The 14,277-nt window shown below is 58.1% G+C and carries 13 protein-coding genes, 1 tRNA gene and 1 CRISPR repeat array; of the genes, 3 read left to right on the top strand and 11 right to left on the bottom strand.

The genetic code is table 11. From position 1 onward, the window contains the following. Positions 1-20: 20 nt before the first annotated feature. A CRISPR array of direct repeats spans positions 21-836; the repeat unit is 37 nt; unit sequence GTTTCAGTCCCCTCCTCATCGGGGATCGGTTTGAAGC. 101 nt (positions 837-937) lie between these two features. From cas4 to WB650_RS03620, 10 genes are all read right to left on the bottom strand, one after another. Then, entirely contained in the window at positions 938-1,540 is a 603-nt protein-coding gene (gene cas4 / locus WB650_RS03665) for a CRISPR-associated protein Cas4 (protein WP_422303369.1), read from the bottom strand. Then, positions 1,537-1,809, bottom strand: a complete 273-nt coding sequence (gene cas2, locus WB650_RS03660) for a CRISPR-associated endonuclease Cas2 (RefSeq protein WP_422303368.1) — start codon at positions 1,807-1,809, stop codon at positions 1,537-1,539. The genes cas4 and cas2 overlap by 4 nt, the downstream gene beginning before the upstream one ends. A 3-nt stretch (positions 1,810-1,812) precedes the next feature. After that, positions 1,813-2,991, bottom strand: a complete 1,179-nt coding sequence (gene cas1 / locus WB650_RS03655) for a CRISPR-associated endonuclease Cas1 (protein ID WP_423959460.1) — start codon at positions 2,989-2,991, stop codon at positions 1,813-1,815. Positions 2,992-3,024: 33 nt separating this feature from the next. After that, the gene (locus tag WB650_RS03650; RefSeq protein ID WP_422303366.1) at positions 3,025-3,612 is read right to left on the bottom strand and encodes a hypothetical protein; all 588 of its coding nucleotides are present in this window, start codon (positions 3,610-3,612) and stop codon (positions 3,025-3,027) included. A gap of 223 nt (positions 3,613-3,835) precedes the next feature. Further along, on the bottom strand, positions 3,836-4,807 hold the full coding sequence (locus WB650_RS03645; protein ID WP_423959458.1) for a DevR family CRISPR-associated autoregulator: 972 nt from the start codon (positions 4,805-4,807) through the stop codon (positions 3,836-3,838). Positions 4,808-4,841: 34 nt separating this feature from the next. Beyond that, positions 4,842-6,332, bottom strand: a complete 1,491-nt coding sequence (locus tag WB650_RS03640) for a hypothetical protein (RefSeq protein WP_423959456.1) — start codon at positions 6,330-6,332, stop codon at positions 4,842-4,844. A 217-nt stretch (positions 6,333-6,549) separates the two neighbouring features. Then, entirely contained in the window at positions 6,550-9,018 is a 2,469-nt protein-coding gene (gene cas3 / locus WB650_RS03635) for a CRISPR-associated helicase Cas3' (protein WP_423959455.1), read from the bottom strand. Positions 9,019-9,228: 210 nt separating this feature from the next. Continuing rightward, positions 9,229-9,314 (bottom strand) — tRNA-Leu (locus WB650_RS03630). A gap of 105 nt (positions 9,315-9,419) precedes the next feature. Continuing rightward, positions 9,420-10,388, bottom strand: coding sequence for a CRISPR system precrRNA processing endoribonuclease RAMP protein Cas6 (gene cas6 / locus WB650_RS03625; protein ID WP_422303362.1), 969 nt, complete (start codon positions 10,386-10,388; stop codon positions 9,420-9,422). Between the two features lie 12 nt (positions 10,389-10,400). Continuing rightward, positions 10,401-10,757, bottom strand: a complete 357-nt coding sequence (locus WB650_RS03620; RefSeq protein WP_422303361.1) for a hypothetical protein — start codon at positions 10,755-10,757, stop codon at positions 10,401-10,403. A 452-nt stretch (positions 10,758-11,209) separates the two neighbouring features. Between WB650_RS03620 and WB650_RS03615 the strand changes: the two genes are divergently transcribed. Both WB650_RS03615 and WB650_RS03610 read left to right on the top strand, forming a co-directional pair. Further along, positions 11,210-11,641 (top strand): antitoxin Xre/MbcA/ParS toxin-binding domain-containing protein, encoded by a 432-nt coding sequence (locus tag WB650_RS03615; RefSeq protein WP_422303360.1) that lies wholly within the window; start codon positions 11,210-11,212, stop codon positions 11,639-11,641. A 38-nt stretch (positions 11,642-11,679) separates the two neighbouring features. Then, positions 11,680-12,243 (top strand): RES family NAD+ phosphorylase, encoded by a 564-nt coding sequence (locus tag WB650_RS03610; protein ID WP_423959452.1) that lies wholly within the window; start codon positions 11,680-11,682, stop codon positions 12,241-12,243. 39 nt (positions 12,244-12,282) lie between these two features. On the opposite strand, the gene WB650_RS03605 is transcribed toward WB650_RS03610, so the two are convergent. Further along, complete coding sequence (locus WB650_RS03605; protein ID WP_422303358.1) at positions 12,283-12,747, bottom strand: zincin-like metallopeptidase domain-containing protein; 465 nt, start codon at positions 12,745-12,747, stop codon at positions 12,283-12,285. Positions 12,748-13,294: 547 nt separating this feature from the next. On the opposite strand from WB650_RS03605, the gene WB650_RS03600 reads away from it, so the two are divergent. Further along, complete coding sequence (locus WB650_RS03600; RefSeq protein ID WP_422303357.1) at positions 13,295-14,236, top strand: CHAD domain-containing protein; 942 nt, start codon at positions 13,295-13,297, stop codon at positions 14,234-14,236. Positions 14,237-14,277 lie beyond the last annotated feature (41 nt).

The raw sequence follows: 14,277 nt of genomic DNA, 5'->3' as shown, positions 1-14,277 counted from the left end.
GTCACGACCACCGGAATTACGTTTCAGTCCCCTCCTCATCGGGGATCGGTTTGAAGCGCTATCGAGCCGCAAGGCGGACAGGAGCTGTTCTCGCCGCGTTTCAGTCCCCTCCTCATCGGGGATCGGTTTCAGTCCCCTCCTCATCGGGGATCGGTTTGAAGCCCAAACTCTACCTCGGCAGCACCGCCCATTTTATGCAGTTTCAGTCCCCTCCTCATCGGGGATCGGTTTGAAGCAGTAGCGGCGGATCGAGGGCGCGTTGCGCTTGCCGCGTTTCAGTCCCCTCCTCATCGGGGATCGGTTTGAAGCTTCAAATTGCGCTGTTTCCGCCTACGTTTTTTTGCGTTTCAGTCCCCTCCTCATCGGGGATCGGTTTGAAGCCGACCTCACCAGCGACAAGAACACGACTCCCACTCATACGTTTCAGTCCCCTCCTCATCGGGGATCGGTTTGAAGCGCCGCAGCACAGGCAAGGCTCGACGAACTGAAGCAGGATGTTTCAGTCCCCTCCTCATCGGGGATCGGTTTGAAGCGATAGAGCAGCGCGCCGACGTATCCGCCCAGGAATACGTTTCAGTCCCCTCCTCATCGGGGATCGGTTTGAAGCGTGCTGGTGGAGCGGCTTGAGAATTTTCGTATCGCAAGTTTCAGTCCCCTCCTCATCGGGGATCGGTTTGAAGCCTTCGAATGCCTCGTGTGCGGCGCAAAGAGCGATGCGAAATTCGTTTCAGTCCCCTCCTCATCGGGGATCGGTTTGAAGCGATATTCCGGTCCCCGATGCTTCGGTTGAACTAGCGTTGTTTCAGTCCCCTCCTCATCGGGGATCGGTTTGAAGCCGCTGTAATTGCCTCGATAAATCGCGGCTTTGTGCGCCTAATGCCAGTGCAATTTTTCGCAACAGCCAAGTTTGCATCAAATCGGCCTCCTTTTGCGAAGATCACCAAATGTCCGCACAGTAATTGCGGAATTCGCAGGCGACGCACCGCGCTCGGACCGGCGTCGGGCCGGGCATGTTTTCCTGCTCGATGACGCGGCGCATCTCCGCGATCGCGCGCGTCACTTCTTCCCTCTCCTTCGCGCCGACCGGCACTGTGACAAGCTGCCGAGACGGCACGAGGTAAACGAAAGCGATTGGCACAGGGCGGGCGAGGTTCTCCTCTACGAGCAGGGAGTACGCCGCGAGCTGGATGCGATGGTTGTAGCGGACGCCGCCCTCGGTGTCTTTGAAATCGACGGGATAGCACGCGTCCTCAGTAATAATGAGCAGGTCGAGCTTTCCCGATAGTTCGAGCGCTGCCGAATGCAGCCAGACTCCGAATCTGCGCTCTCCACGCTCTAGGCCGTAGCGCCGAAAGCCGCGCCGTTTCTCCATCGCCTCAACCGCAGCTTCGACATCTCTGCCGCGCTGCATCTTGTAGGTGCGCGCGATCTCTACCGGCATCACATGATGGTAGTAAGGGATGCGCGGGCAGTACACCCATTGCTTGAGGTCGGTAACTGTCAGCTCAAACTGCCGCGGACTATGATGCTCGAGGTTCATTCCAAATCAATAATTCGGACGATTTCGCGCTTGGCCGCAACGTCTTTTTCGCAGATTTGCAGCATCAACACCTTGCCCTCGTTGTTTCCCAGCGTATGGTCGAGCCGCGCGAACATCTCGTTTCGCCGCGTCGAATCGAGCGGACCGCTGAACACACTGTACTGGATGTGGTCGAGGCCGTAGTCCTTGCATACGGCGGCGATTCTGAGCCTGATCTTATCGTCCGTAATGTCATAAACGATGAACGTAAGTAGATCTTGCCCACGCATGCGTCACCATTTGAATGAGAAGGTTCGGTAACTATCGCCCTCTCTCAGGAATGACGCCAGATTGCGCGCCTGGATCTGGATGACCGACTTGAGCTTGTAACGCCGTCCGCGGAAGTTGACTTCGCTCTCGATCCGCTCCAGCACCGCCGACGCAACCGTCCGGCGCGTATCATCCGTCAGCATTCCCTCATGTGTCTCGATCGCGGTGCCGCGACCGATCGCGGCGATCACGGCGCGATCTACCACCGGCTGGCGGAATTCCTCGACCATGTCGAGGACCAGCGAAGGCTTGCCGGGACGATCGACGTGCAGGAAACCAGCGAACGGTTCGAGGCCAGCGTTCATGATCGCACCCCAGACCTGTGTGTAGAGAATTCCGTAACCATAGTTGAGAGCGGAGTTTACCGGATCCGGAGCGCCACGATGCTCTCTCGATCCGAATCCGAGGTTCTCCGGGATTAGCAGACGGACGCCCTTCCAATATGTGCGGCCTGCAAGTCCTTCGACCGAGAGCAACGCTTCGCGAGCATCGTCGATATTAGGTCCATTGATGCGCTTGGTGTCGGCGCGGCCTTTGGCGATTGACTTCGCGAGCGCAGTCAACTCCTCATAGACGGGAGGATTCGATTCCTTTAGGTACTTGCCGAAGTATTTGAGTAGAGAGGCTTGGTTGCCGAGCTTGCCGCGAACGATACTCTTGGCGAGCTCGACTCCCCGCGAATCGTTGTAGGCGGCCAATTGTTCGCGGCGTGTGATTACGGTCGCGGTCAGCATCGGCGAGGAGAGCATTGCGTACGGCTTGCCGGATCGCGTGAGGAACGAGAGGCGAATCCCGCGCTCGCAGCATGCTTCGACAAGATCGGCCGAGAGCGAGACACCGGGGGAGCCGATCACGATTTCGCCAACGCGGAAGAGCGGCAGTTCGATCTCGTCAGGTGACTTCTTGGGTGGTTTGACGCCGTTGGCGTCGGGAGCAGAGCGGCGAAGTGGAGGCGCCGGTGTCTTGGGACCTTCAGATGTGAGGACGGTGAGGGTAGGGCGCTTGGCGCCGATGCCGAGAGCCAAGAAAAGCTGCGGGCCGCCCTCGATCAATTCGAGCCGCGGTTTGGGTCCGCGAATGACGAGCCGCTCACCCTTCTTGGCAAGCATAACGCCATAGTCCGAGATGATGACGCTGTTCATTTGGGTCAGGTAGCTGCGCTTTCGTTCATATGACTATTTATTGCCGTACTCTGTGAAGCCTGGTCCAGTGTTTACGATTCCCAGAGGAACTATCGTTTCGACGAATTTGCGATGACGATCACGCTTCGGCTTTCCCTTGGAAAAGGAACTTAGAGTTGCCATGTCTGCGTCGGGACCAAAATCATCAAGGGGGGCGACATGGGCACGTGGAGGCGGCGACCATGAGCCGGTCATTTGAATCGGCTGGGTGAAGTCGGCGCCGAGGGCGGTTACACGCAGCAAACTTCGGAAGGCGATGAATGATCCGCGTTTGCCGATGTAGGAGATATGGGGCAGCAGATTGACGAGACGGCCGGGAAGAGTATCGCCGGCGCGAGCCAGATCGAATGCCCACTTCCAGCGACCCGAGTGATACACGAATTCCCGGTACGAAACCGTGGAACTATAGGGAAGAAGCGGATCTGCGTCTCGAGATTCCTGACGCACCTTCAGGAATGTGTGAGTTACCACAGTGCTGGCCGGAGGAGATATTCGTACGTCGAGGCCGACCAGCGCGCGTAGCAGGTCAGCGCATTCATCATCGCTGAGGCCGGCGCGGAAGCCGGAATCCACGAGCGCCATTTTGATTGCGTAGGGAGTTGGAACAATCAGTGTCTTAGCGACGGTACTCGTTGCGGAACTTATTTTCAGCGAGAACAGCGCAGTCGGCTCATACTCGGCGACTAGCCATCGGCCTGGGCCGGGAATCCCGGCGAGCGGCACGGAGGTGTCGTGGAGAGCAATCGGTTGCGCCTGATCGATGGGTGTCGATGGCGCGGATTTCGTTTTTCTGGGAGGCATGGCGTTAGCTCGGGAGTTCGAGGCGGCCGGCGATATCGGCTAGTACCTTCACACCTTCCGAGAGACTTGCAAATGAAACGACCTGGACTCCATCTGAGCGAATGGCGTTGAGCACCGCGGCAGTTTTGCCGATCTCCTCGCGATAATTGTCGTGCAGCGGGCTCACGGTTGGGGCCGGAAGGGAAGTCGCAGAGGTCGCGACAATGCCTTCGCAATTGACGATGTGGGGATTCTGCGTGTTGCGTTGGGCGCCCGCAGGCTTCAAAAGGGTCGCGGCGAGAGCGTAAATGAGAGCTTTTGCACGCCGCTCACGGTCGGGCTTGGCCACGACTGGTTGGCGGGTGATGTCGTTCAGGCCGATCCGGTATAGGTCGAGATTACAGATTAGCGCGTAGATGCCTGATGAGGCGGGACGATGAAAAATCGCCTGCTTTTCGGCGACAGTGTCGCCACCAGTCGCTCCTCCGCGCCCTTCCGGCGCGTACTTCACGTGAAAATACTGCTCGGTCGTAGTGAGTGGCTCACCGTCAGCGTAAGCAGGCAGGCCTACGACCCATCCGAATTCGACGACGGACTTGCGGCCGACGGCGCGTCCGCGCGTGACGAGCGCACCCGCCATATCGGTCAGGCTGCAATCAGTGAGCATCCGGGTCATGATTTCCGATTCTGTCACCTTCTTGTCGTCGCAAAACTTGTTGAAGTCATCATTGAGCGCGTTGATGCGATCTGCGGAATACACTTTCGCTCCCGGCGAGAGTGGCTGCTTAGCCTCTTGGAGCAGCGGCACGAGATGTTCGACGAGGATGTGTTTGAACATGTCGCCGCTGACTGCGTTAACTATGGCGCGGCGGCCGTTCTGGTCTATGATGTGCACCATGCGGGTTTGCTGCTGGTTACCTTCGGTGCCCTCGTTGTTGAGATTGTGCAGATCAAGAGTGATTCGAGCGCTGATGGAAACGGAATTGATTTTTGCCATTTACCCCTAAGCCTTTGTAGTTGATAGCAAGCTACTAGTCAGTGGATTTGTCGGAGTGAGCGTCGTTTTCATCCTCGCGGGGCTCGCGGCAGGAGCCGTAAGCACAGAGCATCGCACCGATGGTGGATGCACCTAGAGACGATTCGACGAGTGCAACGAAAGCGGCGAACTCTTCGGTAGTGATGTTGCGCGGCGCGGGTTTGTCCATTTCGCGGCGGCGTGCGTTCTCGACGTTATACATCGAGATGAACTCGGAAATAGCTTCAATGAGGGGTCTTGGCCCCGGAAGGCTGCTCTTGCGGCGCAGTTCGGGCAGCAGGTCGTAGCGAATTTCGCGGTAGTCCTTGTTCATTGCCTTCATAGCCTGCGCACTGACCGTTGCACGGCGGACCGCGCCCGCTATTGCTTTGAAGCCGGGGTTATCGAGAACTTCAGTAAGTGGGGGAGTCATCGCCATCAAAATCCTCCGGAAGTTTTCGGAGCTGAAGGCCGGTCGCCGCTGCCCCTGTTGCCATGGACGCATCAGCAGGCTGCCGTATGCACCCATGAAGTGAATCAGCGTTTGAACGGCCGGCTCTCCGCGAGCTTGGAGAAAACGCCGATAGTCGATCAGCATACCTATTTCGTCGGAATGGTTGTCCTGCAAAGAGCGTACGATCGTCTGATGCTCGTCGAGGATGCCGAGCATCACCTTGGCATCGGCGCTGCTGTCTAACGGGAACCAGTCGGGCAGCGCGATTGTGGACATTGCGGATACCGCTTTGGCGTTGCCGAGCGATTGATAGTGAGTGATCGAGATGCCAGAAATCGCGTCGGCGGGCGAGCGGCTTGCGAGCGGAAAATCATCGAAGGGGTCCACGTCGTCGGCGTGATACTCGGTGGAGTGTTTAATGAGTATCTCGGCAAGCTTAAGAACCGCGAGACTGTCAAGCTTTGCCGCGTCACCCGGCAGCCAGGTCGCGCGCAAGGTATCTGCGGCGGCCGTCAGGGCATTGATAGAGATGTCGTGGGGAATTGGACAAAGCAATCGGACGTGCTCGCTCTTTGGTCCTTGGAAGAAAGGACAGGCGACAGCGAAATAGCCCTGGTAGCGAAGCCACTCAATGAAGGGATCGGTCCACTGGTCCTTAGTCTTGTCATTGCGGTCGGTGCTATCGGGTTTCAGTCGGCTGTAGCCCTTTGCGGCAATCGGAGTGAAGAGCTGCACGGAGGTCGCGCGCCAATCCAGACCGGAAGGTTTGTTCTGGGCGAGCGCGCGGAGGGCAGCTGCGATCTTCGCCTGAAAGTCCGCTGGCTTCAACTTGACGATCAGCTCGTGAATGCGATTAGAGGTTTCGTCGCCCTGCAGGGTGTTAAGAACCTGGAGCAGTCGCCAGGTCGGTCGCGGCTTGTCCTGCTCGATCGCTTCGAGCGAGGCGGAATCGAGACTTTTGAGTTTTTTGCCCTTGCGTAGCGCCTTGATTCGATCGGCTTTGGCTTTCTCCGCCTTATAGTCGACGGGGTCGAACGCACCGCGCGGCACCACGACTTTCTCATTGGTCTTCAGAAATGAATAACCGGGCGAAGCAGATAGCCGTGTCAGCCCATTTTCAGGTCCTAGTACGGCGACTCGGAAATCGGTGGATTCCTCACTGATTTGAACGGGCCTTCCACTGGAGGTGAGAAGTTTTGCGAGACCAGCCGCAGCAAAGACGTCCGCGTGGGTCCCGGTCGATCTGCCTATCAAGAAGGTGTGGGGAAGTTCACTCATGGTTGTGTCCCTCCGCTGTAGCGCGCTGGTCCGAAAGACGCAACGTCCGGGTCAAGTAGCTGACCAGCGGCCACCAATCCGGGAGAGAGTCGGGACTTACGGCCCAATTCAGGAACTCGGAGAGTTGGCCATGCTGGTCCAGCTGTTGTGCTGGCCACAAGAGGCGCGACGCCTCGAACGCATCGCCTAAAGTCTCGGGCAGCACGGTTTGCCATGCGGCTACAAGTTCTCCGATCATGCGTCTGAACCTCTCGCGCTCTGGAACCCATCCGCCGTGATGGGCCAGAACCGCCGCGAGGCAGGCGGATGCAACCTGCTTGCGTATCAAGGGAGGTGTCTGCGGAACCAGCTTAGGAATCAGTTTGAGCGAGTAGAATGCGCTGGCGGGAGCGTGGGCGGGTCGCGGCGCAATCTTCGAAACCTCCCGTTCGCGCTGCAGATCCTGCGGATCCTCGGAATCGTAGTCGGTGTGGGCGAGAGGGGCATCGAAGACGTAGGAGGGCTGCTTCGCGTGCATCGCGGCTTCGGCCCATCGCTGCCATCCGACTTGCAACTTGCCGAGATCGTGAAGGAGCGCGCAGGAGCGCGCCGCTTCAAGAATCGCAGGTCGGCTTAGCTGGTAGCGAGCGGAAAGGCCCGCGGCGAGAAAGCCATCGGACGGACAGTCGCGATCCATGCGTCGTTCGGTTTCAGCCGCGACGCAGCGCGCGTGATGGACCCAGGTTTCTTCGCGGAGCGGCGTGTGTCCCGGGCGAGGTGGTGGTACACGTAGCGGGCTTTCGGTGGTGCCAGGTATGCCGAGTATCAAGCCGGCGTCTTCGGTGTATTGCGCGAACTCGGGGCGCAGGCAGAGCGCATAGGTCAAGCGCAGATGCTCGCGCGCGCGGAGTCGCGTCCAGGCGGGCCCGTCGCCGGAGTTATCCCAAAACCAGCCGATTTCGCGCACGCCATCGAGATGGGGATTGAGTGACCATCGCCTCATGCTGATTGCTTCGCGCCCGGCGGGCGTCTCCGGAAGATTTTCCTCGCATGCGATAATTATTCGCAGCGAATCGCTGTCATCGCCGCGAATCAGATCCGCGATGCGCTTTTGATTGTCTCGGAGGATCGCCTTGCGGTGGATCCGGTCGATACATTCAGTGACGCGAGATTCCCAAGTTGTCCGCATCGCCTCAGCGTCGTCGTCGGCATGTACTTCTTCGACCCATTCGGCAGTGATTTGCGGATTGATCTCGGACGAGCCGATTTTGGCCAGCAGTTCCCGAGTGCGACCTAGGGAAGGATCTTCGCCGCCGAGGTTGCCATAGGGCAACCAGCTATTAGGCTCGTCCGGCAAATTATAGACATGGACAATGCCGGTCTCGTGAGGGAAGCGGGCGCATCGACCAGCGCGCTGGACGAGCGAGTTCATAGGACAGAGTTCGGTGTGCAGGTGATCGCAAGAGATATCGATGCCGGCCTCGATCACTTGAGTAGCTATGAGAATCGCAGGACCTTTAGCACGGGGGCCAAGCAGATCTTGCAGTTCAGACTCCTTTGACTGGCGGTCCTGCTTAAAGAAGCGCGCATGGAGCAGACGGATCGGTGTGTTGGAGTTCCGGTCGCGCATGCCCTGTACAATTCTCTGATACAGGTCCTGTGCTCGTGCGACTGTGTTAGCGAGTACGATCGAGCGGGTTTGGGGGAACTTCAGGACTGCATCAGCGGTAAGCGAAGAGTTCTCGAGTTGCAGAGTTCGACGCACATCCTTCACGCTGGGTAATTGAGCATAAAGACGCGCGGTGTCTTCGGGCGTCGCGGGAACTTGGTTGGTGTCGAGCGCTTCTCCCAGCACCTTTCGCAGGGGCTCGGTTGCAGTAGCAGTCATCCAAACTGACTGGCAGAGGTCGCGAAACAGACGGAGTCCGGCCACGGCTGTAAGAAAAGCCTTCTGCGCAGGCATCAGGTGGAATTCATCGAAGACGACCAGAGCACCTGCTATCGCGGCGGCGTTAATGTTGTGTAGCCGGTCGGAGAGTCCGTAGGGACCTTCGAGTAGACCGCTTAGAACCTGATCATAAGTGGTTACAACAATGCGACCGCGATCGAAAAACTCGTCATCGGGCTGTTCGCCGGTTTGTAGTGTGACATAGGGATGGATCTTCTCGCGGCCATGCTTATCGAATGTAGGTTCGATGTGAAGGCCGAGTGTTTGGGCGGCGTCGCGCGCCTGATGGTAAACGCCTTGAGCGAGGGTGCGGAGCGGAAGCGCGTAGATGAGTCGCGTGGGACGAGTTTTCCATCCGTCGAAGAGAAATGGTGCGAGCACGGCCCACGTTTTGCCGGCTCCAGTCGGCGCACGCAGCAGGACGTTGCAACCGCGAAAGAGTAGCCGCGCAACATCGACTTGGTAGTCGAAAGGCTCCTTCTCCGTACTCCTCTTGAAGTGCTGGCGATAAAGTTGCTCGCCGAAATCAATCACTGTGGAGCTGACCTCCGGCCCCTTCGATCTGCAGGTTCGCGCGAAACTCTATGGGTTCTCTAGGTCAACCGTTGTCCTTCAATCCCCTCCTCATCGGGGCCAGAACTTCATGACATCAATCTCGTATTACCAGTTCATTTTTCAGTCCCCTCCTGTTCGGGGATGCTCTTTAGCAGCGGTTGCTAGTGATCCCTCTAGCTGCTAACTGTTTGGCGGGGAGGCTGGGATTCGAACCCAGGAGCCTGCCGGCTGATCGATTTTAAGTCGATTGCGTTCGACCTCTCTGCCACCTCCCCGCACCGAACCCCGAGACTCTCTGCATGTCTCGGGGTTTTTTCTCGGCAGCAGGTCTGTTGTAGTACCATTTCATAGGATTGGTCAAGAGCTCTGCGGCCCGAGGATCACTTCTCACAAAAAATCCGATACATCCCTAGGCCGAAGGTGGCGCCGTGGCCGACGTGGGCGATTTGTCCGAAGCGCAGGAACTTCCAGAACGGGCCGAGGTCGCCCTCGTAGATGGCGAGGCCCACGATTCCCTCCCATGCCATCCGCCGGTCCTGCCGGCTCGAATAGCGCTGCCATGTTGTCCACCGCGTGTCATCTTGAAGCAAGCGAATGGACATCGCTTTATCGATGAGTGCGCGGAAGTCTGCCTCCAACGGAGCGCCGCAGTGAAATCTCGATAGCGACGAAAGCCGCCCCAAAAGCCTCCGGAACAGAATGTGAAATTCTGGTGTCCTGACGAACCGGCCTTCGTGCTTGAGCCGGGTCTGCGTGAGAAACTCGATCGTGAGCGGGCCTTGCGGGGCCTCGCCGGAACACTGTTCGATGCTGATGCTCTCCGCTGATCCGCAGACCAGGTTCTCCGAAGCCGTGTAGACCACGCGAGATCGGTCTGCGCTCGCGCCCAGCGCGTCGATCCGTTGCAACTCGACAGCCTGTCGGCCGCGCCCGATCCGGTTCACCTCGCGCAACGCGACGACGAAATATGGAAAGAATTCCTGAGCGCGACCGATCAGTACCAGTTCGAACGAAACCTCATCTCCGCATCGGAACATCCGTCGAGTTTGCTCACCGCTGCCCTGTTCCGAATCTCCCGGTGCGATCACAAATGGTCGCGGAATCTCGTCATGCGTTCGCAGCGCCTCAGAGCCCGGCGGCGGCGAAGTTTCGAATATCAGGTGATATGGACATTGCGCAGGCGCAGGACACTCGAGGCCGCGAGGCGCAGGACAAGCGACCGTGCGGAACGCGTGGCCGAACGCGCCGCGCAGAGTCGAGCCGAGATACCCTGGCAGATCGAGCGGCTCACGGGCCTTGAACACCACTCGATATCGCGCGCACGACAGTTCTTTTGGATCGGCATCCATTGATCTGTACGGCTAGCCGGCCAGCTTGAAACGGCGCCTATTCACGTGACAATGCCGGCTGTGTGTGTGCGCATCGCATCCTAACTGATTCCAAGCGTCGAGCTGGGCTTTGCCCAAGGCGGTCAATGCAAGATGCGCCTTGCCACAAGGATCGGTCGGATGCTTCTTAAGAGCTTCGGGACAGGGAATCCATTCGAGCAGCCCGCGCTTTAGCATACGGGCTATCAAAGGGCGCGCCTGCTGGTCCCAGCGCGCCTGTCCCGACGGAGTATTCTCGCGAAGGTTCAGGTAAAGGGTTGGCGGTGGAGGCCAAGTCCCGAAGAAATCGCGCGCAGCGTCGAGGAAGGCCAGAAATTCGTGCTTCGTCATCCGGTATACATATGCAAATTTGAATACCGAATGTCAAATCCGCATGGATCGTCTTTGCTAGTCAAAAAGGGGATAACGCGAAGGGTTGTGAGCTCAACGCCATTCGGTTGACGATTCGGCACAATTATGGCACATTTATGTTAATGCTAAACGTGATATACATAACGCAGAAGAGCGAGGGGCCGCAGTTCGAGGGAAAGGTTAGAGCCGCCCTTGGGTCTGCTCGTTTGCGGAAGCTTACTTTGGCGAAGGCTGTAGCTGCAGCGGGCGGGGAGCCGGGCACTGGGCCGGATCTTATCGTGGCGGGCCCTAGAGAACGCGGAGCCGCACTTGTCGAAATTAAGGGTTTGCGTCGCGCCTTCCCAAACACCGCAATCGTGATCACGAGCCGCAAGCTCTCCGGAGAGGCAAGCGCCGCCTTTTATCGCGCAGGGGCGACAGCGGTAGTTCCATTGGCTGCCCTCGGCGACGCGATTGCCAATCTGACACAAGTGTTCGAGGCGGGAAAGCCGAAAGAGGAGCATGCTTTAGGCGAAACAATGGTCGAAGAATTTCACGACCAGGCCACCGGCCGCCTCGACTCTGATGCGGTGGCGCGCGGTCTTGGCATTTCTGTTAGCGGGCTAGCGAAGGCGGTCGGATTAACGCCGTCGGCGCTGTCGAAACGGCCGCATGCGAAGGCCGCCCAAGACGCTCTTCGCGAGATCGAATTTACGGTTGCTGCGCTGCGGAGGCTCCTGGGTTCCGACGCGCGGGTGCGCGCGTGGCTCAATGCCCCGCATCCTGACCTCGGAGGAGACGCCCCGTTGGCTCTTCTTACGAAGGGCTCGGCCAAGGATTTGGCCGATTACGTCAGAGGCGCTCTTTCTGGTCAGCCTACGTAGTGCTCTCTGAAGACGAGTTGAAACGAGCGCTTCGGCGCGTGCCGCTTATTGGCGCCGACGGCCCATTCCATCGATTCGTAGATCTGTGGTTTGTGCATCAAAATCTTGCCGGCGGAAAGAAGACAGAAGTTCTGGCAGGGCTGGGTGCGAAGATGCTTGGAGGCCGCTTCACTCCACGTGGCGCATTCGAAACTCTGTATGTCGCGACAACCGCCGCGACTGCTCGAATTGAGGCTGAGTCCCGGATAACGGCCTCGGGCGTGGTTGATGCTCCGAGCAAACCCTACGTTCACTTCGTGGTCAGAGGCAGTCTCCAGAAGGTTTTGGATCTGACCGACGCCGGCGTCTTGGCGACGTTGAAAACGACCGAGGAGGAGATGACTGGTCCTTGGATAATGGGGCAAGTCCAAGGCGACGAAGCGCCGACTCAGGTTTTCGGGCGCGTGGTTCATGCTGTCAGAAGAATTGAAGCGATTCTCTTTCCGTCCAGCAAGGACAGACCTGAAGGGCGCTGCTTGGCCGTCCTGCCCGACCGGCTAAAGAGAGGCTCGTCCTTGGAAATAGTAGACGAGACGGGTCTCGTGAGGGAGCGCTTGCCATAGGAATTGTCTGGGGGAATGCGCGAATAGACCCGGATTTTTTCAACTCTTGTCGTTTTGTCGTCGCGGCGTGGACGCGTTGGCAAGTTTGCCATCATCGCGGAGTCTCTTCAGCCAGCCGGCGACGTACGCGGCCTGATTCTCGACTACCGCGTTTGAGATTCCAGCTTCGGCGCAAAGATAAGCCGCTCCGAGCTCGGCCAACATCTCCTCGCGTGGATACGTCGCCGAACCGAAAGGTGCGGCTTCGAGGATCGATTCGCGAGCGAGGGGCGCTTGACTGCCTGTCGAATGGACTGCCTCGTGCAGGGCAGTGGCGTAAAATTCTTCAGCTCTCACGAAAAGCTCGCGCGGCGGGAGAGTGATTCGATCGGTGATCGAGCTGTAGAAGGCTTTTGAACCTGCATACTGAATCTCGGGCGGGTTCGGGATTCCTGCGATGACGTTCTCCGCGGCTTCGATCGGATTGTGCTGGTACGTTTCAATCTTCGGAAGTTTGTCGATCACTGCCTGCGGCCTTCGGACTGCTCAACGTTGAACACTCGGTAGTATCTGAGTAGGAAACGCCGGCGCGTCTTCCCTTCGGTTTCCTCGGCGGCGAGGTCGTCCGTGCGCTGCTTCGAGTCATCTACTTGGTAGGCCCTCCGTTTCAGGTCCGTTCTGCTTAGGAGGAATAACGACGGGTTATACGATCGTCTTCCTGTGACTCTGAGCTATGCTCAGGTGCTGGCGCGAACTATCAAGATGCTGCGGATTAGTTGGACTCCTTACCATTTACGTCTGTTCATGTGACTTTTGAGCAAGATCCGCGGGGTTCCTGCTTGAAGCGCATTCTTCACCGATAAGTTCCGCGAAGAACGATGGTTGTCCAGATGACGCGATGCACTCCGTTGAACACTCCTTCTCTCGAGACAGGGGCCATGTTCGTCGGAGAAGGCGCGAATTTCAGTACCCTTTCGGCTGGCTTGTTGGAATACTTAGATCTAGGTCAGAGTCTTCAGCCACAAGCATCAACCAGGCTCTGATGAGACGCGCAGATGGGCAAGAGTTGGCGATGGTAGTAAAAGAACCTGCAACGGCGAAGGCAGGCCAAATAGCACTCGCAAAAGATGCATCGGCCGACCAAGCAGTTGCTGTCGTTTTTGCACGATGTTTGAAGCAGTGGACGGCAAACGAAGCCGTAGCGCTGAGCGGGCTAAACCCTGAGGGAGTTCACGAAATGCGCGTCGCGCTGCGGCGGATGCGTGTGGCGCTTTCGGATTTCAAGGAAATCATTCCTGTCGGCCAAGTTCACTGGCTGAAGCGCGAGAGCAAGTGGCTCATATCGAGTCTGAGTGCGGCCCGCGACTGGGACGTCTTTCTCTTCGAGTTGCTCACGCCGGTTGAGGCCTCCCGGGCGGGCGATGTCGGCTTAGCCGAGTTGCGACTGGCCGCAGAAGCGGAGAGACAGACTGGCTATGTGGTAGTGCGGGGGGCGATTCGTTCAACCCGCTACTCGGCGCTTTCGGCGCGGCTAACTCGATGGCTGTCTGGTAAGTCCTGGCGGAAGGCTGGCCACGGAAGGCAGAAGGCGCTTGACGAGTCGGCAGAAAAACTAGCCGGCCGGTTGTTGACAAAGAGGCATAAGGCAGTGCTCAAGCTTGGCCGCGACTTCAACAAGTTTTCACCCGAGGAGCGCCACCAACTACGGATCGCTTTGAAGAAGCTGCGCTATACTGCGGAGTTCTTTCGCTCGCTCTACCGCAAGAAGCGCGAGACAGCCTATTTTCATGCGCTTGCTCAGCTGCAGGACAGCCTTGGCCGCATGAATGATATCGCGGTAGCGGACCATTTGCTCGAGCGCCTATCCGCCGTCCGCAAAGATAGGAGAGCGTCTGACCATCTACAAACCGCGATAGGCCTGGTCTCAGGTTGGCACGCACATAGCGCGATTACTTCGGAAACCGAGGCGGAGTCAAACTGGCGCGAGTTCTGCGGTTGCGATGCTTTCTGGTAGAGCCTTTCAAAAACTTCATCCGCGCTAAGAAGTAACTGGCT

This window comes from Binatus sp. (SeqCode) (genome assembly GCF_049584895.1).
Taxonomy (GTDB): domain Bacteria; phylum Desulfobacterota; class Binatia; order Binatales; family Binataceae; genus Binatus.
The sequence above is the reverse complement of the archived record's forward strand: the minus strand, read 5'-3'. Positions and strand labels throughout refer to the sequence as shown.

Bases quoted from the DNA above. Each gene is read 5' to 3' on its own strand.
- WB650_RS03600 (WP_422303357.1), top strand. From the start codon at position 13,295: ATGGTAGTAAAAGAACCTGCAACGGCGAAGGCAGGCCAAATAGCACTC.
- cas2 (WP_422303368.1), bottom strand. From the start codon at position 1,809: ATGCGTGGGCAAGATCTACTTACGTTCATCGTTTATGACATTACGGAC.
- WB650_RS03620 (WP_422303361.1), bottom strand. From the start codon at position 10,757: ATGACGAAGCACGAATTTCTGGCCTTCCTCGACGCTGCGCGCGATTTC.
- cas6 (WP_422303362.1), bottom strand. From the start codon at position 10,388: ATGGATGCCGATCCAAAAGAACTGTCGTGCGCGCGATATCGAGTGGTG.
- cas4 (WP_422303369.1), bottom strand. From the start codon at position 1,540: ATGAACCTCGAGCATCATAGTCCGCGGCAGTTTGAGCTGACAGTTACC.
- cas1 (WP_423959460.1), bottom strand. From the start codon at position 2,991: ATGAACAGCGTCATCATCTCGGACTATGGCGTTATGCTTGCCAAGAAG.
- WB650_RS03645 (WP_423959458.1), bottom strand. From the start codon at position 4,807: ATGGCAAAAATCAATTCCGTTTCCATCAGCGCTCGAATCACTCTTGAT.
- WB650_RS03650 (WP_422303366.1), bottom strand. From the start codon at position 3,612: ATGGCGCTCGTGGATTCCGGCTTCCGCGCCGGCCTCAGCGATGATGAA.